The 20,381-nt window shown below is 64.7% G+C and carries 20 protein-coding genes; 3 read left to right on the top strand and 17 right to left on the bottom strand.

Annotation, left to right across the window (positions count from 1 at the left end):
- Positions 1–54 precede the first annotated feature (54 nt).
- From pyrE to LE416_RS04120, 13 genes are all read right to left on the bottom strand, one after another.
- The gene (gene pyrE, locus LE416_RS04180) at positions 55–690 is read right to left on the bottom strand and encodes an orotate phosphoribosyltransferase (protein ID WP_225047230.1); all 636 of its coding nucleotides are present in this window, start codon (positions 688–690) and stop codon (positions 55–57) included.
- The gene (pyrF, locus tag LE416_RS04175) at positions 687–1,400 is read right to left on the bottom strand and encodes an orotidine-5'-phosphate decarboxylase (RefSeq protein WP_225047229.1); all 714 of its coding nucleotides are present in this window, start codon (positions 1,398–1,400) and stop codon (positions 687–689) included. Before pyrF ends, pyrE begins: the two co-directional genes overlap by 4 nt.
- Before the next feature lie 72 nt (positions 1,401–1,472).
- Positions 1,473–4,652, bottom strand: coding sequence for a carbamoyl-phosphate synthase large subunit (gene carB / locus LE416_RS04170; RefSeq protein WP_225047228.1), 3,180 nt, complete (start codon positions 4,650–4,652; stop codon positions 1,473–1,475).
- Positions 4,645–5,730 (bottom strand): carbamoyl phosphate synthase small subunit, encoded by a 1,086-nt coding sequence (locus tag LE416_RS04165; protein ID WP_225047227.1) that lies wholly within the window; start codon positions 5,728–5,730, stop codon positions 4,645–4,647. Before LE416_RS04165 ends, carB begins: the two co-directional genes overlap by 8 nt.
- Positions 5,727–7,007 carry a dihydroorotase gene (locus tag LE416_RS04160; protein WP_225047226.1) on the bottom strand — a complete coding sequence of 427 codons (1,281 nt, stop codon included), beginning with the start codon at positions 7,005–7,007 and terminating at the stop codon, positions 5,727–5,729. Before LE416_RS04160 ends, LE416_RS04165 begins: the two co-directional genes overlap by 4 nt.
- 24 nt (positions 7,008–7,031) lie before the next feature.
- Positions 7,032–7,934 carry an aspartate carbamoyltransferase catalytic subunit gene (locus LE416_RS04155; RefSeq protein ID WP_225047225.1) on the bottom strand — a complete coding sequence of 301 codons (903 nt, stop codon included), beginning with the start codon at positions 7,932–7,934 and terminating at the stop codon, positions 7,032–7,034.
- A 3-nt stretch (positions 7,935–7,937) separates the two neighbouring features.
- Positions 7,938–9,224 carry a uracil-xanthine permease family protein gene (locus LE416_RS04150; protein ID WP_225047224.1) on the bottom strand — a complete coding sequence of 429 codons (1,287 nt, stop codon included), beginning with the start codon at positions 9,222–9,224 and terminating at the stop codon, positions 7,938–7,940.
- Between the two features lie 3 nt (positions 9,225–9,227).
- Positions 9,228–9,770: a bifunctional pyr operon transcriptional regulator/uracil phosphoribosyltransferase PyrR gene (pyrR, locus tag LE416_RS04145; protein ID WP_274705061.1), complete on the bottom strand. Its 543-nt coding sequence runs from the start codon at positions 9,768–9,770 to the stop codon at positions 9,228–9,230.
- 166 nt (positions 9,771–9,936) lie between these two features.
- Positions 9,937–10,854, bottom strand: a complete 918-nt coding sequence (locus tag LE416_RS04140) for an RluA family pseudouridine synthase (RefSeq protein ID WP_225047222.1) — start codon at positions 10,852–10,854, stop codon at positions 9,937–9,939.
- A complete protein-coding gene (gene lspA, locus LE416_RS04135; RefSeq protein ID WP_225047836.1) occupies positions 10,851–11,303 on the bottom strand; it encodes a signal peptidase II in 453 nt (150 codons plus the stop codon). Before lspA ends, LE416_RS04140 begins: the two co-directional genes overlap by 4 nt.
- Positions 11,303–11,878: a uracil-DNA glycosylase gene (locus tag LE416_RS04130; RefSeq protein WP_225047221.1), complete on the bottom strand. Its 576-nt coding sequence runs from the start codon at positions 11,876–11,878 to the stop codon at positions 11,303–11,305. Before LE416_RS04130 ends, lspA begins: the two co-directional genes overlap by 1 nt.
- 35 nt (positions 11,879–11,913) lie before the next feature.
- Positions 11,914–13,587 carry a formate--tetrahydrofolate ligase gene (locus LE416_RS04125; RefSeq protein WP_225047220.1) on the bottom strand — a complete coding sequence of 558 codons (1,674 nt, stop codon included), beginning with the start codon at positions 13,585–13,587 and terminating at the stop codon, positions 11,914–11,916.
- Positions 13,580–14,020: an EbsA family protein gene (locus LE416_RS04120; protein ID WP_225047219.1), complete on the bottom strand. Its 441-nt coding sequence runs from the start codon at positions 14,018–14,020 to the stop codon at positions 13,580–13,582. Before LE416_RS04120 ends, LE416_RS04125 begins: the two co-directional genes overlap by 8 nt.
- A 145-nt stretch (positions 14,021–14,165) precedes the next feature.
- Between LE416_RS04120 and LE416_RS04115 the strand changes: the two genes are divergently transcribed.
- Complete coding sequence (locus LE416_RS04115) at positions 14,166–14,567, top strand: ribonuclease HI family protein (protein ID WP_225047218.1); 402 nt, start codon at positions 14,166–14,168, stop codon at positions 14,565–14,567.
- A gap of 356 nt (positions 14,568–14,923) precedes the next feature.
- Here LE416_RS04115 and LE416_RS04110 read toward each other — a convergent pair whose 3' ends face one another.
- Positions 14,924–15,526 (bottom strand): nitroreductase family protein, encoded by a 603-nt coding sequence (locus LE416_RS04110; RefSeq protein WP_225047217.1) that lies wholly within the window; start codon positions 15,524–15,526, stop codon positions 14,924–14,926.
- Positions 15,527–15,637: 111 nt separating this feature from the next.
- Between LE416_RS04110 and cls the strand changes: the two genes are divergently transcribed.
- Positions 15,638–17,092, top strand: a complete 1,455-nt coding sequence (gene cls, locus LE416_RS04105) for a cardiolipin synthase (protein WP_225047216.1) — start codon at positions 15,638–15,640, stop codon at positions 17,090–17,092.
- Positions 17,093–17,169: 77 nt separating this feature from the next.
- Here cls and LE416_RS04100 read toward each other — a convergent pair whose 3' ends face one another.
- Positions 17,170–17,496, bottom strand: a complete 327-nt coding sequence (locus tag LE416_RS04100; protein ID WP_225047215.1) for a hypothetical protein — start codon at positions 17,494–17,496, stop codon at positions 17,170–17,172.
- A 164-nt stretch (positions 17,497–17,660) separates the two neighbouring features.
- Here LE416_RS04100 and nrdH point away from each other — a divergent pair, with 164 nt between their 5' ends.
- Positions 17,661–17,891, top strand: coding sequence for a glutaredoxin-like protein NrdH (gene nrdH, locus LE416_RS04095; protein ID WP_225047214.1), 231 nt, complete (start codon positions 17,661–17,663; stop codon positions 17,889–17,891).
- Positions 17,892–18,101: 210 nt separating this feature from the next.
- Here nrdH and LE416_RS04090 read toward each other — a convergent pair whose 3' ends face one another.
- Together LE416_RS04090 and LE416_RS04085 are read right to left on the bottom strand one after the other, a co-directional pair.
- On the bottom strand, positions 18,102–20,003 hold the full coding sequence (locus LE416_RS04090) for a M13 family metallopeptidase (protein WP_225047213.1): 1,902 nt from the start codon (positions 20,001–20,003) through the stop codon (positions 18,102–18,104).
- 123 nt (positions 20,004–20,126) lie between these two features.
- A complete protein-coding gene (locus LE416_RS04085) occupies positions 20,127–20,354 on the bottom strand; it encodes a hypothetical protein (RefSeq protein ID WP_225047212.1) in 228 nt (75 codons plus the stop codon).
- Between the last annotated feature and the right edge of the window lie 27 nt (positions 20,355–20,381).

Raw genomic sequence — 20,381 nt, 5'->3', positions numbered from 1 at the left:
TCAGCAGCGAGTGGCCAGCGTTGGTGGATTAGCCACCGAACATTCGGAGACGCGCTACCGCGTGCCCCAGGCCGCGGGGTCCTCGCGCCAGGCCTTGAGCAGCGCGAGCTCGGCTTCATCGATGGTGCCGGCGGCCTTGGCCTCGTGAATCAGGCTGGTGTAGTTGGTCAGCGTCGTGAACGGGATGCCCGCCGCCGAAAAGTTCTGCGTCGCCGCCGGCAGCTGGTAGCTGAAGATGGCGACCACGCCGATCACCACCGCCCCCTCTTTCTGTGCGGCCGCGGCGGCCTTGAGCACCGAGCCGCCGGTGCTCAGCAGGTCGTCGATCAAGACCAGTTTTTGGCCCGGCGTGAACGCGCCCTCGATCTGCTTGCCCTGCCCGTGGTCCTTGGGCTTGCTGCGCAGGTAGACCATCGGCAAGTCCAGGCGGTCGGCGACCAGAGCGGCGTGCGGAATGCCCGCCGTCGCGACGCCGCCGATCACCTCGGCGTCCGGAAACTCGGCCTTGATGGTTGCGGCCAGCCCGTCCGCGATGCGACTGCGCACCGCCGGGTAGGAGATGGTGATGCGGTTGTCCGTGTAGATCGGGCTCTTCAGCCCGCTGGCCCAGGTGAACGGGGCGCTCGGCGAGAGCGTGACGGCCCCGATTTCCAGCAGGTCCTTGGCAATTGCGGTTTCGTAATCGATCATGATTGGCTCCATTCTTGGTTGATCTGACGGTAGGCGGCAAGCGGTTTTTCGGCCTGCGTGATCGGCCGCCCCACCACGATGGCGGAGGCGCCGATGCGCGCGGCCTGCCCCGGGGTGACGACGCGCACCTGGTCGCCGACCGCGGCGTTTTGCGGCCGGATGCCCGGCGTGACGATGAGAAAATCCGGGCGGGTGACCGCGCGAATCAGCGGCACCTCCTGGGCGCTGGCGACCACACCGTCGGCCCCGGCCGCCTGCGCGACCGCCGCTAGGTGCGACACGGCCTCCGGCAGCGGCACGGTGATTGAGAGCTCCGAGGCAAGCATCGCCTGCGAGCTGGAGGTCAGGTGGGTGATGGCCAACAGCTTCGGCGGGCGCACCCCGGCCTCCGCCGCGCCGCGTTCAAGCCCCGCCTTGGCGGCCGCAATCATGCGGCTGCCCCCGGCGGCGTGCACGGTGGTCATGGCGACGCCGAGCCGCCCAATCTGCGCCGCGGCCTGCTCGACCGTGTGCGGAATGTCGTGCAGCTTCAGGTCCAAGAAGATGTCCAGCGGCCGAATCGCCTGCAGCTCGCGGATGATGCCGGGGCCGCCGGCGTAAAACAGCTCCATCCCGACCTTGACGAACAGCCGCTCGCCTGCAGGAAACTGACGGACGAACGCGGTGGCCTGGTCCGTGGTGGCAAAATCTAACGCAATGATGGGTGGCAATGTGGCACTCCTTTCTGATTCGACCGGCTGAATCGACCGGTCGGGGCCCGGACGACCGGGTATGGCCGGCAACTACAGCGCCTGGGTCGTGAACGCGCGCGACTCGAGGACGCGGACGATGGCGCTGGCGGTGTCGAGGCTGGTCATCAGCGGCACGCCGTGGGCAATCGCCGCCTGGCGGATGCGGTAGCCGTCGCTGGTGGCGGCGCGGTCGGCGCTGGTGGTGTTGATCACCACCTGCAGTTTCTTGTCGGCGATCGCGTCGAGAATCGCGTTCTCCCCGCTTTCGCCCAGCTTGGCGATGGTGGTCACCTTGATCCCCGCGTTTTTGAGCGCGGCGGCGGTGCCGGCGGTGGCGACAATCTGGTAGCCGACCTCGCGGAAGCGCTTGGCAAGGGCGACGGCCTCCGGCTTGTCGGCGTCGGCAACGGTGAACAGCGCGGTGCCGTAGCTTGGCAGGTGCGTGTTGCTGGCCTCGAAGGCCTTGTAAAGCGCCTTTTCAAGCGTGGCGTCGGAGCCCATCACCTCGCCGGTCGACTTCATCTCGGGGCCGAGCATCGAGTCGACGGCGTTGAGCTTGGAGAAGCTGAACACCGGCGCCTTGACGTGCACGCCCGGACGCAGCGGCTGGATGCCGGAGGCAAAGCCCAGCTCGGCCAGCTTCTGGCCGAGGATCGCCTGAGTGGCGAGCTGGGCCATCGAGATGCCGGTGACCTTGCTCAAGAACGGTACGGTGCGGCTGGCACGCGGGTTGACCTCGATCACGTAGACCTTGCCGTGGTTGACGATGAACTGGATGTTCATGATGCCGATGCAGTGCAGCGCCTTGGCCAGGGCCATGGTCGCGTGCTCGATCTGATCCAGGATGTCTGGGCCGAAGTCCTGCGGTGGGTAGACGGCCATCGAGTCGCCGGAGTGGACCCCAGCGCGCTCGATGTGCTCCATCACGCCCGGAATCACCACGGTGGTGCCGTCGGTGATCGCGTCGACCTCGCACTCGGTGCCGACCAGGTACTGGTCGATCAAGACGGGGTGGTCGTTGGAGACGGACACGGCGCGGTCGATGTAGCCGGCGAGTTCTTCCTCACTGTGCACGATTTCCATCGCGCGGCCGCCCAGCACGTAGCTCGGGCGCACCAGCACCGGGTAACCGATGCGGTTGCCGATGGCGATGGCGGCCGCCTTGGTGGTGGCGGTGGCGCCCACCGGCTGCGGAATGCCCAGCGACTTGATGATCGCGTCGAAGCGGTCGCGGTCCTCGGCGGCGTCCAGGTCGTCGAGGCTGGTGCCCAGAATCTTGACGCCGTGCGCGGCCAGCGGTGCCGCCAGGTTGATGGCGGTCTGGCCGCCGAACTGCACGATCACCCCGGTTGGCTGCTCCAGGTCGATGACGTTCAGCACGTCCTCGATGGTCAGCGGCTCGAAGTACAGCTTGTCCGAGATGGAAAAATCGGTGGACACCGTCTCGGGGTTGGAGTTCATGATGATGGCCTCGTAGCCGGCCTTTTGAATCGCCTTGACCGAGTGCACGGTCGCGTAGTCGAACTCCACACCCTGACCGATGCGAATCGGGCCCGATCCCAGCACAAGGACGCTCGGGCGGCTGTCCTTGTGGGACTCGGTCTCCTTTTCGTAGGTGCTGTAAAAGTACGGCGTCGAACTGGCGAACTCGCCGGCGCAGGTGTCGACCATCTTGAACACGGGCACCAGGCCCGCCTGCTTGCGCTGCGTGCGCACGGCATCGCCGCTGGTGTGCCACAGCGCGCCGATCGTCGCGTCGGAAAAGCCGTTGGTCTTGGCGACCCGCAGCAGGTCCAGGTCACCGGGGTGGGCGCCAAGTTCTGCCTCAAGCTCGGTGATGTGCAACAGCTTGTCCAAGAAGAACGGGTTGATGCCCGAGAGCTCGGCGAGCTCCGCGATGGTGTACTGGCGCCGGAACGCCTCGGCCAGATAGAACAGCCGCTCGTCGTTGGGCGTGACGATCTTGGCGGTCAGCGCGTCGTCGGTGAGCGCGGCATCCCCCGCCCGCCACAGGTGCACGGCGCCGACCTCGAGTCCGCGCACCGCCTTGAGCAGCGCCTCCTCGATGGTGCGGCCGATCGCCATCACCTCGCCGGTCGCCTTCATCTGCGTGCCCAGGGTGCGGTCGCCGGACTCGAACTTGTCGAACGGGAAGCGCGGAATCTTGGCGACCACGTAGTCCAGCATCGGCTCGAACTGGGCGTAGGTCGCGTCCGTGATCGGGTTTTTGATCTCGTCCAGGGTCAGGCCCACGGCGATTTTGGCCGCCATCTTGGCGATCGGGTAGCCGGTTGCCTTGCTGGCTAGGGCCGAGGAGCGGCTGACGCGCGGATTGACCTCGATGACGTAATACTTGAAGGAGTTGGGGTCAAGCGCCAGCTGCACGTTGCAGCCGCCCTCGATCTTCAGCGCGCGGATGATGCGCAGGCTCGCGTCGCGCAGCATCTGCACCTCCTTGTCCGTCAGGGTCTGCACCGGGGCGAACACGACGGAATCGCCCGTGTGCACACCGACCGGGTCGAAATTTTCCATGTTGCAGACCACGATCGCGTTGTCCGCGGCGTCGCGCATCACCTCGAACTCGATCTCCTTGTAGCCGGCAATCGAGCGCTCGATCAGCACCTGGTGAACCGGGCTCAGGCTCAGCCCGTTGTCGCAGATGACGGCAAGCTCCGCCTCGGTCTTGGCGATGCCGCCGCCGGTGCCGCCCATGGTGAAGGCCGGACGGACGATGACTGGGTAGCCGATGGTCTCGGCGAACGCCTTGGCGTCCTCAAAGCTGTGGGCGATGGTCGACTCGGGAATCGGCTCGTGGAGCGACTGCATCAGGTTTTTGAACAGCTCGCGGTCCTCGGCCTGGTCGATGGCCGACAGCTTCGTGCCCAGCAGCTCGATGTTCAGCTCGTCGAGGATGCCGGCGTTGGCGAGGCTCATCGCGAGGTTCAGGCCAATCTGGCCGCCGATGGTCGGCAGAATCGCGTCCGGCAGCTCCTTTCGCAGAATCTGGCTGAGGAATTCGACGGTCAAGGGCTCGATGTAGACCTTGTCGGCTATCTCGGTGTCGGTCATGATGGTCGCCGGGTTGGAGTTGACCAGCACCACCGAATAGCCCTCCTCGCGCAGCGCCAGGCAGGCCTGGGTGCCGGAGTAGTCGAACTCCGCGGCCTGGCCGATGATAATCGGGCCGGAGCCGATGACCAGAATCTTGTGAATGTCTTGTCGCTTAGGCATGGTTGGCTCCTTTCCGAGCGTTCTCTTCCATCATTTCCATGAACTCGTCGAACAGGTGGTCGGCGTCGTGCGGACCAGGCGCCGCGTCCGGGTGGAACTGCACGGAAAAGGCTGGGTACAGGCGGTGGCGCAGGCCCTCGACGGTGTGGTCATTGATCTCCTCGTGGGTGACCAAGAGCACATCCTGGTCGATGCTGGCCGGGTCGACCGCGTAGCCGTGGTTTTGGCTGGTGAAGTCGATGCGGCCGGTGGCAATCTCGCGCACCGGGTGGTTGAAGCCGCGGTGGCCGTACTTCATCTTGAAGGTGTCCGCGCCGTTGGCCAGCGCGAACAGCTGGTGGCCCAGGCAGATGCCGAACAGCGGGATCTTGCCCTGCACGCCGCGGATCATCTCAAGCGCACCCGGCACATCCTTGGGGTCGCCGGGGCCGTTGGTCAGCATCACGCCGTCCGGGTTCAAGTCGAGAATCTCGGCAGCCGTGATGGTCGGCGGCAGGATGGTCAGGTTGCATTCGCGGCGCGACAGCTCGCGCAGGATGCTGTGCTTGAGGCCAAAGTCGATCACCGCCACGTTCTTGCCGGTGCCAGGCGCCGGGTAGGCCTTGGTCGTCGCGACCTGCGCCACCTGGTTTTTAGGCAGCACCAGGGCGCGCAGCTGGTCGAAGGCGTGGTCATCGGCCGCATCGACGATGCTGGCCTTCATGGTTCCCGCCTCGCGCAGGATGCGGGTCAACGCGCGCGTATCGATGCCCGAGATGCCCGGAATCTTCTTGCGGCGCAGGAACTCGTCGAGGCTCATCTGGGCGCGCCAGTTGCCGGTCACGCGAGCGACCTCGCGCACCACCACGCCCTTGGTCGTCGGGTTGATGCTTTCGTAGTCGTCGCGGTTGATGCCGGCGTTGCCGATCAGGGGGTACGTGAAGGTGATGATCTGCCCGTTGTAGCTCTGGTCGGTGATGGTCTCCTGGTACCCGCTCATGCCGGTGTTGAACACAATCTCGCCGGTGGTGACGGTCGGGGCGCCGAAGCCCTCCCCGGCGAACACACTGCCGTCTTCAAGGATTAAGTAGCGCTTCACTGCTGGTCCTCCTTTGCGTACGCGACGCTGCCGTCAACCAGGGTCCACAGCACGCGGCCGTACACCTGCCGCCCCAGGAATGGGCTGTTGTGCCCCTTGGAGAGAAAATCGTTGGCGTCAATCTGGTACGGCGTGTCGAGGTCGACGATGGTGAGGTCGGCCGGGGCGCCGATGCTGATGCGCCCGGCACTCAGGCCGAACGCGTCGGCCGGCTTGGTGCTCATCCAGCCGATCAGGTCCTTCAGGGTGCACCAGCCGGAACGCACGAAGCTGGTGTACAGCAGCGCAAAGGCGGTTTCCGACCCGACGATGCCAAAGGCCGCGTGCGCAAAACCGCCGCTTTTCTCTTCCGCCGTGTGCGGGGCGTGGTCGGTGGCAATCATGTCGATGGTGCCGTCGCGCAGCCCGTCCATCAGGGCCAGCCGGTCGGCCTCGGCCCGCAGCGGCGGGTTCATCTTGAACATGCCGTCGTCGCCCGGGATGTGGCCGTCGTCCAGCAGCAGGTGGTGAGGCGTCGCCTCGGCGGTGACGTGCACGCCGCGGGCCTTGGCGTCGCGGATCAGTTCGATGCTCTGCTTAGTGGAGATGTGGCAGGCGTGGTAGTGCACGCCGGTGGCCTCGGCCAAAGTCAGGTCGCGGGCCAGCTGCGCGGACTCGCTGACGTGGTTGATGCCGGGCAGGCCCAACGCCTTGGCCTTTTGTCCCTGGTTAATCACGCCGTGGTTGACCAGGCCGATGTCTTCGATGTGCGCGACGATCGGCGCGTCGACCGCGGCGGCGCCCTTCATCGCGTTGTACATGGTGGCGGCGTCTTGCACCCCCACCCCGTCGTTGGAAAAGCCCAACGCGCCGGCCTGCTTCATCGCCGCGTAGTCGGTCAGGGTCGTGGAGTGCAGGCCCTCGGTGATGGCGGCGAACTGCGCGACGTGAATCTTGGCGTCCGTGCGGTTCTTGGCGATCAGCTTGGTCAGGTCGGCGACGTTGTCCGGCACCGGGTTGAGGTTGGGCATCGCGCAGACGGTGGTGAAGCCGCCGTGCGCCGCGGCCGCGGCCCCGGTGGCGATGGTTTCCTTGTCCGTGAAGCCGGGTTCGCGGAAGTGCACATGCACATCCACCAGCCCGGGCATCACCGTCGCCCCCGCGGCGTCGATCACCCGGGCGTCGGCCGGGGCCGCCAGGTGCTCGCCGAGTGCGGTGATGCGGCCGTCTTGAATCAGGATGTCGCCCTTGAAGATGTGGCGGTCGGCCACAATCGCGTTCTTGATTAACGTGTTCATGTGTTCTTCCTTTCTAAGCTTGGCTTAGTCGTTGGCGCAAACCGCCTCGAGCATCGCCATGCGCATGTAGACGCCGTTGTGCATCTGAGTGAAAATCCGGCTCTTGGGCGCGGTGACCAGGCTTGAGGCCAGCTCCACGCCGCGGTTGACCGGCGCCGGGTGCATGATGATTGCGTGCGGCGCGAGGCGCTCGTACAGCTCCTCCGTCAGCCCGTACGCCTGGTGGTAGGCGGCGGCGTCAAAGCCCGCCGTTTCCTCTCCGCTCAGCCGCTCGAGCTGCACCCGCAGCAGCATCAGCACGTCGCACTTCGGCACCAGGTCGGCCATGGCCAGGCGCGGCCCCACCGCCGCGAACTCCGGCGTGTACCACTCGGCCGGCCCGCCGAACATCACGGAAGCGCCGAGCTGCGTCAGCAGCGTCATGTCGCTGTGGGCGACGCGCGAGTGCGTCAGATCGCCAACGATGCCGACGCGCAGCCCGGCGAAGTGGCCGAACTCGGCGCGGATGGTCATCAGGTCCAGCATCATCTGCGACGGGTGCTGGCCCGCGCCGTCGCCGGCGTTGACCAGGTGCAGGGGCAGGTCGGCCTCAAGCAGCGGCGCGTAGTACGCGTCCTTGGGGTGTCGCACCACCGCGACCTGAACGCCGATGGCGGCGAGCGTGCGCAGCGTGTCCTCGAGCGTCTCGCCCTTGGTGACGGAGCTTTGCGCGGGGTTGAACGGCAGCACCGTCATCCCCAGCTTGCGCTCCGCCATCTCGAAGCTGGTGTGGGTGCGCGTGCTGTTTTCAAAAAACAGATTGGCGGCGTAGTACGGCGTCGTGAGAAGCGGTGCGGCGCCCTTTTGGAACGCCTGGGCGCGGTCGATCAGCTGATTGGCGAACGCCGGGCTGACCTGGGTTGCCGAGACAAAATCATGCAGAGTCAAGTTTTATGCCTCCTCGTTGGCCGCTTGGGCCGGCAGGACAAAGTTCAGGATGATGCCGATGACGGTGGCCAGCGCCAGCCCGCTGAACGTGAACTTGCCCAGCTGAAGCGTCGCGTTGCCGATGCCGATGACCAGAATCGTCGCGCCGATCATCAGGTTGCGCTTTTGGCCGAAGTCGACCTTGTTGTCGATCAGCACCTTCAGGCCGTTGGAGGCGATGACGCCGAACAGCAGGAAGGAGATGCCGCCGATGACGGGGCTTGGGATGGTGTGGATCAGGGCCGACAGCTTGCCGATGAAGGCGAACAGGATGGCGAAGAACGCCGCGCCGCCCAGCACGTAGACGCTGTGGACCTTGGTCATCGCCATCACGCCGATGTTTTCACCGTAAGACGTGACCGGCGGGCCCCCGACGAAGCCGGCGATGATCGAGGCCGTCCCGTCCCCGGCCAGCGTGTGGTTCAGGCCCGGATCCTTGAAGAAGTTGCGGTGCGTCATCTCGTCGAGCACCATGATGTGGCCCATGTGCTCCGTCATCGTGACGAAGGCGATCGGGGCCATCGAGATGATCGCGCCCCAGTAGAATTGCGGGTGGTAGCTGATGAATGGAATCTGGAAGGCCGGCAGCGAGAACCAGGCGGCCTTGGCGACCGGCGCGAAGTCGACCAGGCCAAAGGCGATGGCGACCAGGTAGCCGGTGACCAGTCCCAACAGGATCGGCAGCAGGCTGATGAACTTCTTGAGGTACATGTTGTAGATGATGGTGGCGGCCAGCGTGATGATCGCCACGGCGAAGTAGCGCAGGTCGTACACGCTCTTGGTCGCACTGATGGTCCGCATCGTCGCGTCGGTTGCGGCGGTGCCGGCCAAAGACAGCCCGATGACCATCACAATCGGCCCGACCACGATCGGCGGCAGCGCCTTGTCGATCCATGAGGAGCCGGCGAAGTTGACGATCAAGGCGACCACCAGGTAGACGCAGCCCACCGCGACGGTGCCCTGGGCGATTGCCGGGTAGCCAAAGCCCTTCATCAAGGACTGCATCACCACGATGAAGGAGAAGCTCGAGCCCATGTAGGCCGGAATCTTGCCGCGGGTGATCAGGATGTAGATGAGCGTCCCCACCCCGCTTGAGAAGAGCGCGATGCTGGGGTCAAGCCCCACCAGAATCGGTACCAGAACGGTGGAGCCGAACATCGCGAACAGGTGCTGAATCGAAAGCCCCATCCAGTGCCCGAAGCTCGGGCGGTCGTGGATGTCTAAGATTGCGTCGTCGTTGCGGTATGCCATGCGCTACTCCTTTAACTGGCCGATGCTGATGCCATCGTGCCCATCGATTTCCTTGACCGCCACGTTAATCTCCTCGTGGCGCGAGGTCGGAATGTTCTTGCCGACAAAGTCCGGCCGGATCGGCAGCTCGCGGTGCCCGCGGTCGACCAGGACGGCCAAGATGATCTTCTTCGGCCGACCCTGGTCCATCAGGGCGTCGAGCGCGGCGCGGATGGTGCGACCGGTGAAAATCACGTCGTCGACCAGGATCACGTGCTTGTCGGTGATCGATACCGGAAGTATGCTGCCGGTCACGTCCGGCAGCTGGCGGTAGTCCGCCTTGTGCACGTCGTCGCGGTACAGGCGAATGTCCAGCTCGCCGACCGGCACCTCAAGCCCCTCCAGCTGGTTCAGGCGCGCGGCGATGCGCTGCGCCAGGTAGATGCCGCGGGTCTTGATGCCCACCAGCACCAGCGCGTCCAGCTGCTTGTTTTGCTCGATAATCTCGTAGGTGATGCGCGTCAACGCCCGCTGCATCGTTACCTCGTCCACCACTTGTTTTGCCATCTTCTCCATCCTTTCAAAAGCCCCTCGGCACAAAAAAATCGCCTCCTGCATCCAGTATGGGTGCAGAAGGCGACCGTAGTCGTGACCTAGTCTCCCGCCGCGGCGGGACGTTACCTTCTGAGCCTCTCTGGACTTAGTTAAAGGTGCTTGTTAAGTTAGTCATACTTTAGCGTATCTTCTGGGTTCTGTCAATGCCGGCGCGCAGATCCGCCAAAGTTTTCGCAAACAGCGGCGGCACCTCCCGGCTGAAGGTCAACAGCTCGCCGGTGGTCGGGTGCACGAACCCCAGCGTCCGGGCGTGCAGGAACTGCCCCGCCCCGGGCAGCGTCACGCGCGGCGCGTACAGCGAGTCGCCGGCCACCGGGTGGTTGATGTAGGCCATGTGCACGCGGATCTGGTGGGTGCGCCCGGTTTCCAGCACGCACTTGACCAGGGCGTAGCGGTTGAACTGCTCAAGCACCGTGAAGTGCGTGACCGCGTGCCGGCCGCCGACCACCACCGCCTGTTTCTTGCGGTCCTTGGGGTCGCGGCCCAGCGGCGCGTCGATGGTGCCGGTCGCCTCGCGGAAGGTCCCGTGCACGATCGCCCAGTACTCGCGAATCGTGGTCTTGGCCTTCAGCTGTGCGCTGAGGCTGGCCAGCGCCTGCGGGGTTTTGGCCACCATCAAAAGGCCCGAGGTGTCCTTGTCGATGCGGTGCACGATGCCCGGGCGGATCACGTCGTTGATGGCGGAGAAGTCCGCGTGGGCCAACAGCCCGTTGACCAGCGTCTGATCCGGGTGACCGGGCGCCGGGTGCACCACCAGCCCCTGCGGCTTGTTGACCACCAGCAGTTGGTCGTCCTCGTACACGATGTCCAGGGGCATCGGCTGCGCCACCGCCTCCAGCGGCACCGGCGTCGGCGGCGTGATGGCGATGCGGTCACCGGGCTGCACCTTGTACTTGGCCGGCACCGTGGCGCCGTTGACTAGGACCGCCCCGTCGGCCAGCCACTTGGCGGCCTGGGAGCGCGACAGGTCGGGCTCGTGTTCGGCCAGCACCTTGTCGATGCGCCCCGCCTCGGTGGTGACGGTGAAGTCGCTCATGCCTTGTGCCGCCCTTCGATGAACAGTAGGTAGATCATCACGATGATCACCCCGACGGTCAGGCAGGCGTCCGCGACGTTGAAAATCGCGAAGTTCATGAAGTCCAGCTGGAACATGTCGGTGACTTCTTGGAAGCGCAGGCGATCAATCAGGTTGCCGATGGTGCCGGCCAGAATCAGCGCCAGGCCGACCTGGTAAAAGACGCTTCGGTTCGCCTCGCGCCAGAGGTAGGCCACGATGATCAACGACACCACCGTGATCACGTAAAAGAACCACTGCTGGCCCTCGAGCATCGAGAACGCGGCGCCGGTGTTTTTGATGTGGGTCAACGACACCACGCCGGGGATGAAGCCGATGGTCTGGTTCAGCGCGATGTGGCCGATGACCCAGGCCTTGACCCACTGGTCCAGCCCGACCATGGCGGCGGCGAAAACAAGGTAGATGATGATCAAGCGAATGCCTCCAGTAAAGTGTGTGTGTAGCCGGCCAACGCGGCCAGCGTGTCTGCTTGCGTCTGCGTGCGGTACAGCAAGGCCGCCGGGTGGGCGCAGACGCCAAAGCGCCGAACGGGGCCGGGCACCAGCCGGCCGCCGCGGACTTGGCTCAGCGGCGCGTGCAGCACCTGGCCCTGCCAGTCGGCGACGCGACCGTGGTACAGCCGCCACAGCGCGGTGTTGCCCATCAAAAGCACCGGTGCGGTCGGGAACGCGGCCAGGTCGGCATCGAGCAGCGGCTCGGCCAGCATCTCCGCGTGCGTCGGCGGACGGTTGGCGAGCCCGTTGCCGCGCGCTTTCACCGGCCGGCGGTGGAAGGCCATTGTGATGAAGACCGCATCGCGGGTCAGCCCCAGCGCCGCAAGCATTATGTCGAGCTTGCTCCCGGCGCGCCCGGTGAACGGGTGGCCCGAGGCGACCTCGGTTTCGCCCGGCGCCTCCCCCACCAGAATCAAGCGGGGGTGCCGCGGTCCAACGCCTGGCACGAAGCCCTGCGTGTTGGGAAACACGGCGGCCTTGGCCTGCGCCAAGAGCGCAGCATCGCAGGCGGGAAAGGCCGCGGCCATCAGAACAGGCCGGAGATCACGCCGTCATCGGACAGGTCCATGCGCATGGCGGCCGGCACCTTCGGCAGTCCCGGCATCGTCAGGACGCTGCCGGTCATGACCACCAGGAAGCCGGCGCCGAGCCGCGGCGTGATGTCGCGCACGTGGATGGTGAAGCCGGTTGGCGCGCCGAGCGCCTTGGGGTCGTCGGACAGCGAGTACTGGGTCTTGGCCATGCAGATCGGCAGCTTGTCCCAGCCGTTTTTGGCGATGGTGCGCAGCGCGAGCTCCGCCTTGTGGTCGTAAGCCACCGCGGCGCCGCCGTAGATCTCGGTGACAATACGCGCAATCTTTTCCTTGACGCCTTCTTCCGGGTCGTACAGCGGCGTGAAGTCGGCCGGCTGGTCCAGCGCGGCGGTCAAAGCCGTCGCCAGGCCCAGCGCGCCGGCACCGCCTTTGCCCCACACGTCGGCGGGCACCGCGGTCACGCCGGCATCCGCGCACAGCGCGACCAAGTCGGCCAGCTCCGCGTCCGTGTCGGTGGCAAAGCGGTTGATGGCGACCAGCACCGGCACGTTGTAGCGGCGCATGTTTGCCACGTGCTTGGCCAGGTTGGCAAAACCCTTGGCAAGCGCCGGCCGGTCTTCGGTCGTCAGGTCCTTGAGCGCCTGGCCCCCGTTGTACTTCAGGGCCCGCACCGTCGCGACGATCACGATGGCGTCCGGCGTTTTGCCCAGCACCGGCACCTTGATGTCCAGAAACTTCTCTGCCCCCAGGTCCGCGCCAAAGCCCGCCTCGGTCAGCGCGATGTCGCCGAGCTCAAGCGCCGTGCGGGTGGCCAAAACGGAGTTGCAGCCATGGGCGATGTTGGCGAACGGCCCGCCGTGAATCAAAGTCGGGGTGTGCGCCAGCGTCTGCACCAGGTTGGGCTTGATCGCGTCCTTGAGCAGCATGGCGATTGCGCCGGTCACCTGCAGGTCGGCCACGGTGATCGGGGTGCGGTCGTAGGTGTAGCCGATCACAATGCGGCCGATGCGCGCCTTGAGGTCGGCGATGTCCTTGGCCAGGCACAGCACGGCCATCAGCTCGGAGGCCACGGTGATATCAAACTCGGTTTCCCGCGGCACGCCGGCGGTCGGGCCGCCGAGGCCGATGGTGACGTGGCGCAGGGCGCGGTCGTTGATGTCCAGCACCCGCCGCCACGTGATGCGCCGCGGGTCGAGGTTCAGGGCGTTGCCCTGCTGCAGGTGGTTGTCGATTAGGGCCGCCAACGTGTCGACGGCGGTGGTCAGCGCGTGCATGTCACCGGTGAAGTGCAGGTTGATGTCCTCCATCGGCACGACCTGGGCGTACCCACCCCCGGTGGCGCCGCCCTTCATCCCCATGACGGGGCCAAGCGACGGCTCGCGCAGCGCGATCACCGCGTTTTTGCCCTGCAGGCGCAGGGCGTCGCCGAGGCCGATGGTCACGGTGGACTTACCCTCGCCAGCCGGCGTCGGGTTGATCGAGGTGACCAGCACCAGCTTGCCCAAAGGTTTCTGGCGCAGCCGTGCAAGCGCGGCGAGGCTCAGCTTGGCCTTGGCGCGGCCGTAAAGCTCGAGCTCGTCTTCCGTCAGGCCAACGGCGGCACCGATTTCTTGAATCGGCTTCATCTCGGTGCGTTCGTTCTCCTGTGCAATCTCAATGTCAGACATGGGACACTCCTTCCTGACGGTGTGCGCCGTCTTGGCTTGCGGCCTGCACCGCGGCGAGCGCGGCGCACAGTTTTGCGGTTTTGCCCAGGTGGACCAGGCGAATGCGCCCGTACTGGCGGGTGGTCAGGCTGACCGTGTGCGCGGTGTGCGCCACCCCCAGCAGGTCGGCGGCAGCGAAGTGCAGCGTGTTGGCCGGCGACAGCCGCCGCACGGTGATGCCGCCGGCGCCCACAATCAGCCGCGCCCGCAGCACCTGCACCGCGGCGACGAGCAGTACCGCCACCAGCAGCCTGCTGGCCACCAGGTTGGGGATGCCGTAGCCCACCACCTCCATCTGGATGATGACGGCAAGGGCCACGCCGCTGACGATCAACGCCCAGAAAATGCAGAAGTCCAGCCAGTCCGGCTGGACGAAGAACCGTTTGTCAGTCACACGAACACTCCCTTGGCCTCTTGAATGATTATATAGTAACACGCCACTTCGCCCTTCGCCACCGCGTCAAGTGTTCGGGATTGGCGGCCGGCGATGGCGGAAGCGCGCTCGGCTGGCGTATAATGACTGGTAAGGAAGGTGTATCATGCTCAAACTTTACACAGATGCCGCCACCCGCGGCAACCCCGGGCCCAGCGGCATCGGCATCCTAGCGGTCGAGGGGGGCCGAGCCGACCAGTACCACCAGGCGCTTGGCGTCATGTCCAACCACGACGCCGAGTTCCAGGCCGTGATCATCGGGCTGACCCGGCTGATTGGGCAACGGCGCACCAAGGCCGTGACACTCTACAGCGATTCGAAGATTGTGATCGACGCGCTGGACAAGCGTTATGCCAAGCACTACGGCGATGACGTGGCGCAGCTTGAGGCGCTTGTGCCAAAGTTCGGCCTGCTACTGTGGCAGTGGGTGCCGGACCGCCAGAATCACGCGCACGCGCTGGCGCAGCAGGGGCTGCGGCTGGCGGTGCAGCAGGCGGATTTCGAGTAGGACACGCGGTCGAGTGCGGCTCACCCCCGGGCCAGGCAGCCCGTCCCGCTAAGTGCGCGGTGCTCCGCTCTGGTGTCGTCGAGCTGCGCCGGGCAACGGCCACTCGTCCAGCTAAGGACAGCACTCGTGGCAAAGTACGCCCCAAGTGCTGTCCTTACGCTAGTCGGTGGCCTAAGTGCGCCCCGCTGCGCTCTGGTATCGTCGAGCTGCGCACCGCAACGCGGGAGCGGCTTGCTACGCGAGGGCACTCGGGCCAAAATACGGCCCAAGTCCCCTCGCTAGGCAACCCGTCCCGCTAAGTGCGCGGTGCTCCGCTCTGGTATCAAAAAAGCCGTGCGTCGCCGCACGGCTCGAGCTTAGTCTAAGACCTTGAACTGGTCGTCCTTGCTGAGGGTGTCCTTGTCGCCGGCAGGAGCCTCGATGGAGCCGAACGGCATCTGCGCGCGCAGCGTCCAGCTGGCCGGGATGTTGAAGGCTTCGCGGACCTCGTCATCGATCAGCGGGTTGTAGTGCTGAAGCGAGGCACCGATGCCGTTGTTGGCCAGGCCCGTCCAGACGTTGAGCTGGCTGGAACCCTGCGCCTGCTCCGCCCAGGTCGCGAAGTTGTCCGCGTACAGCGCGAAGTCCTTCTCCATCTGGTGCACCGTCGCCGTCTCCGTGAAGTACAGGATCGTGCCATGCGCGGCCTTGAAGCTAGCAATCTTCGCCTTGGTCTTCTCGTACGCGGCCTCAGTCGGCACCTCGGACTTGAGGCGCTTGACCACGATGTCCCACAGCTGGTCGTGCTTGTCCCCGAAGAGGAAGACGGCGCGGACGGTCTGGGAGTTGAAGGCGGACGGCGTGGCCTGAATCAGGTCGGTCGCCAGGTCAACGATTTCGCTGTCGCTCAAGGCGACGTCCTTGCCCAGGGCGTAGATGGTGCGGCGTTGGTTCAGCAGGTTCAACAGGTCGTTAGTCATAAGATAAGAGCTCCTTTGTCTTGAATGACATTAGTTTACCAGCTAACTAATAGTAAGTAAAGCATTTTTCAAAAAAAAGTAAGTAACCTGGCTTTGAACAAGGAGGTCGCCATGTCCATTCTCTCCGTCTTCGTCATCGTCGTCCTGGTGCTGAACACCGCCGGGGCGGTCTTCACCGTCCTGCGCGAGGTCCGCGACATCTCGACCACCTGGGCGTGGCTTCTGGTGCTGATCTTCCTGCCGGTCATCGGGTTTGGCATCTACCTCTTCGCCGGGCGCGGCCTGTCCGCCCGCAAGATGCGCGCCATTCAGGCCGAGTACCGCAACGGGATCGACGCGTTCGTGCAGCTGCAAAAGCGCGAGAACGCCAAGAACCGGCTGCTGCCGCCGGCCGCCCTGTCGCAGGCGTCCAAGGAGCTGACTACCCTGTTTCTCAACACGGACGGCGCGCCCCTGCTTTCCGCCAACACGGTTGACATCTTCACGGACGGTGACGCCAAGTTCGCCGCGCTGTTTCAAGACATTCAGGCGGCGCAAGACCACGTGTTCGTTGAGTATTACACCATCTACAACGACGAGCTGGGCAACGCCCTGCAGCGCCTCCTGGTCCAAAAGGCACAGCAAGGCGTGAAGGTGCTGGTGCTGTACGACGCCTGGGGCAGCCAGGGCGCAAGCGCCAAGTGGTGGCGGCCGCTCACCGACGCCGGCGGCCAGGTCGAGACCTACTTCTCGTCGCGCCACCTGTTCCTGGATTTTCGCCTGAACTACCGCCTGCACCGCAAAATCGTGGTGATCGATGACCGCATCGGCTACATCGGCGGCTTCAACGTCGGTGACCAGTACGTCTCGCGCAAAAAGAAGTTCGGGTTCTGGCGCGATACCCACCTGCGTGTGAGCGGCAACACGGTGCTGGCGCTCAAGGTGCAGTTTCTGATGGATTGGAACGCCACGGTCGCAGACAGCCGCGAGGAGCCGTACAACCTGGTCGCACCGGCCGGCCGCGCCGCAGAAAGCGGCAGCGTGCCGATCCAGATCGTGTCAAGCGGCCCCGAGAGCAAGGGCCAGCAGATCAAGTACGGCTACGTCAAGATGATCACAAGCGCCGCTAAGTCAGTTTGGATCCAGACCCCCTACCTGATTCCCGACGACACGATGATCGACGCGTTGATCACCGCCGCCCTGGCCGGTATCGACGTCCGGGTGATGATTCCCGACATGCCGGACCACCCCTTCATCTTCCGCGCAACCCAGTACTACGCCAACTACCTCAGCCGCTTTGGGGTGAGAATCTACCACTACCAAAAAGGCTTCCTCCACGCCAAAACGGTGGTGGTCGACGGCCGCATCGCAAGCGTCGGCAGCGCCAACTTCGACATCCGCAGCTTCAAGCTGAACTTCGAGGCCAACGCCTTCATCTACGACCGCGGTGTCGCCGGCCAGCTGACCGCCATTTTCGAGGCCGACCTCAAGCACGCCCGGCGGCTGACCGCGGCCCAGATCGAGGCGCAGGGCCGCTGGCTGCGCTTCAAGCAGTACGGCTCACGCCTGCTGTCGCCGATTCTGTGACGGCACCCAGAGACACCAAAGGCCAAGCCGCAACAGTCGGCTTGGCCTTTTTGTTAGGTAAAAGTGGTGAGACGAACTCAGCGCTGCCAGTTGTCCAGCTGCGTGGTGTGCTGGCCGAGGTACGTCACCGCGGTCTTCACCAGCTGGTCGCGCGCCGTAGCCAGCTCCGCATCCGCCAGGTGGTAGCGGTCGACGAGGTAGCCCTGCGCGACATCCTGGTAAATTTTGCGCCCGATTCCGCCGTCTTGAAGCAGGTCGTCCAGGCCGCTCAGGTCGGGGCTGGCCGCGTCCGCCAGGCTGCGCGCCAGGTCCGGGACCTTGAGCCCGTGCTTGCCCGCGTAATCCACCAGCTGCTCGTTCATATCAACAATTGCCTCTTGATCCATGTGCTTGTCCGCTTTCATGAACGCTTCCTCCTTCGTGTGCGCCTTGCGCCACCTCTAGTATAGGCCTTTGGGCGCAAACGGCGCGAAAATCTTGCGCCCACAATATCTTGGGGCTCACGATTGACAACGGGCACCAGTCGTTGTATGCTGGGGCTACTAGAAAAGCGAAGAGAGTGAGCACAATGACCAACATCACAGTATTTACCAAGAACGGTTGCCCGCAGTGCCGCATGACCAAGAACTACCTCAAGACCCACAACATCCCGTTCACGGAGCACAACATCAACGACGAACCCGAGTACATCGCCTACCTCAAGGGCCAGGGCTTCCAGGCCGTGCCGGTCCTCGAGGCCGACGGCATGGCGCCAATCGCCGGCTTCCGTCCGGATGCGCTCAAGCAGCTCGCCGTCTAACCAAGATATGCCACTCACCCGGCCGCGTGCCGGGTGTTTTTGTCTGGCGTGGACCGTACTTTGACCATGACCGGGCTTAGGCAGACGACTCGGCGTTGTCTGGCCCCGCCCGACGGGGGCCAGGCCGCGACCGCAGATATCCGCATACCCACCAAAAAGGCGTTTCCCCACTCGCAGCGGGGAAACGCCTTTTCGTGTTGCCGAGTCGGCTTACCAGATGGTGATGCGCTTGTCCGGTGCCAGGTACATGCCGTCGCCCGGCTTGACGTCGAAGGCCTCGTACCAGGCGTCCAGGTTCTGCGGCTGCACGTTGGCGCGCAGCTTGGCCGGCGCGTGCACGTCGACCGCCAGGAACATCTTTTGAAGCTCCAGGCGCGCCTTTTGCCGCCAGATGCGCGACCAGTTGATGAAGAAGGCACGCAGGTCGCAGTCGTCAAGGCCCTGGGCCGTTTCAAGCGCCGCGGCGAGACCGCCGGCGTCCGCGATGTTTTCGGACACAATCAGCTTGCCGTTGGCCTTGCCCGCCTCGGTTTCCAGGCCGTCGAACTCGTCAATCATCGCCTGGGTCAATTCCTTGAAGTGGGCGTAGTCGGCCGGCTGCCACCAGTCCTTCAGGTTGCCGAACTCGTCGAACTGGGCCCCGTTGTTGTCGAAGCCGTGGGAGATCTCGTGCGCGATGACCGCGCCGATGCCGCCCAGATTCTGGCTGGCCGTCTGGTCGAGTGAGTAGAACGGCGCCTGCAAAATGGCGGCCGGGAACGTGATGTCGTTGCGGGACGGGTCGTAGCACGCGTTGACCATGTGGCCCGGCATCAGCCAGGTCGTGCGGTCGACCGGCTTGCTCAGCTGCGCCAGGTTGTACTGGTGGCGCGTGGTCGCCAGATCGATCGCGGTGGTCAAGAGGTCGGCGTCCCCCACCTTCAGCAGGTTGTAGACTTCCTGAACCTTGTCCGGGTAGCCCATCTTCAGGACCATGGTGTTCAACTTGACCACGGCCTTGTCCTTGGTGCTTGCGGAAAGCCAGCTGGAATTGGTCAGGCGGCGCTTGTAGGTGCTAATCATGCGCTCCACCAGCGCGGTGACGTCGGCCTTGGCCTTTTCGCCGAAGTAGGTCTGGCCGTAGTAGATGCCGATTGGCTCGGAGAAGAAGCGGTCCGCCAGGCGGTAGGCGTGCTTGATCTGGCTTGGGGCCTCGGGACTACCGGACAGCGCGCGCGAGTACGTGCCGCCGAGCTGGCGCAGGTCCTCGGAGAGGTAGCCGGTCAGGCTGATCAGCTCGATCACGTAGGCCCAGTGCTTGTACTGGGTGAAGGTCGCGGCATCGAACAGCTGGGTGAATTCCTTGAGAAAACGCGGATCCTGAACGATGATGGTTGCCGGCTTCTCGCCCAGGTTCTCCTGGGTGAAGGCGCCGAAGTCGAAGTCGCCGAACTGCGCGGCGACCTCTTCAAAGGACTGCGGGTTGTACGCCTTCGGGTAGTCCGCCCACTCCTCGGAGCTCTTGACGTGCGTCGCAATGGCGGCGTCAAAGGCCAAGGCGTCCGCCAGGTAGCTCGCCTGGTCCGCCTCGCTCAGGTCGGTGGCGGCCAGAAGCTTGGTCGCCATGTCCGTCCAGGTCTTCAGCAGTGCCTGACCCTGCGCGTTGCCTTCGGCGTAGTAGGTCGTGTCCGGCAGGATGGTGCTTGGGCCGCTGATCTGGTAGAGGTTGCGGCTGGTGTCCTTCATGTCGGGTTCAACGCCACCGGAGAACGGCAGCGGGAACAGGCTGAGCTCAAGGTCGGCGGCCTTGGCGTTGAACGCGGCCAAATCGGTGGTGGCGTTCAAAACGGCCAGCCGATCCAGTGCGGGCTTGATGCCCAAGGCGTCACGGGTGGTGAAATCCAGCGCCTTTTCGTAAAGCTTGACCGCGGAGGCGAAGTAGTGGTCCGGTGCGGGCTTGTCGCCCGCGGCCACGGCCTTGAAGTCGGCCATCAGGTGCTCCTCGACGCCGTCGGCCAGGTCGGTGAAGCCGCCGGTGCGCGACTTGTCCGGCGCGATGACCGCCGTCTTCTCCCATTCGCCGTTGACCGCGGCGTAAAGATCATCTTGATAACGTGGTGTGTCAGTTGCCATAGTGAACCCCTTTCGCCGGTTCTCACCAGCTCTTAATATACTCATCATTGTAGCGCACCGCCCGCCCTTTTGCACCACAAAAACGGCGGGCACTGGCCCGCCGTGTCCGTTATTCAGTTGTGGTCATGCCCAGGCGATCTTGGTGATCGCGTACTCCTGGACCCGCTTGGCGCCTTTGGCGGTGTCGATCAACACCGTGCTCCGCTCGGCGTACGGCTTGACCGTGCCGGGGGTGATTGCCTGAATCACCCCGTGAAGCATCCGCTTGTCCATCGTGTGGATCTTGACCGGACGCTTGGTCAGTAAAGCATCCTCCAGTAAGCCGAAAATCTCAGTGGTGTGTTGCGCCATGAGCATGAACCTCCTTTTGTTTGCTGA

The sequence above is a fragment of the Lacticaseibacillus kribbianus genome (genome assembly GCF_020180945.1).
Taxonomy (GTDB): Bacteria; Bacillota; Bacilli; order Lactobacillales; family Lactobacillaceae; genus Lacticaseibacillus; species Lacticaseibacillus kribbianus.
This window is presented reverse-complemented; position numbering and strand designations above follow the sequence as displayed.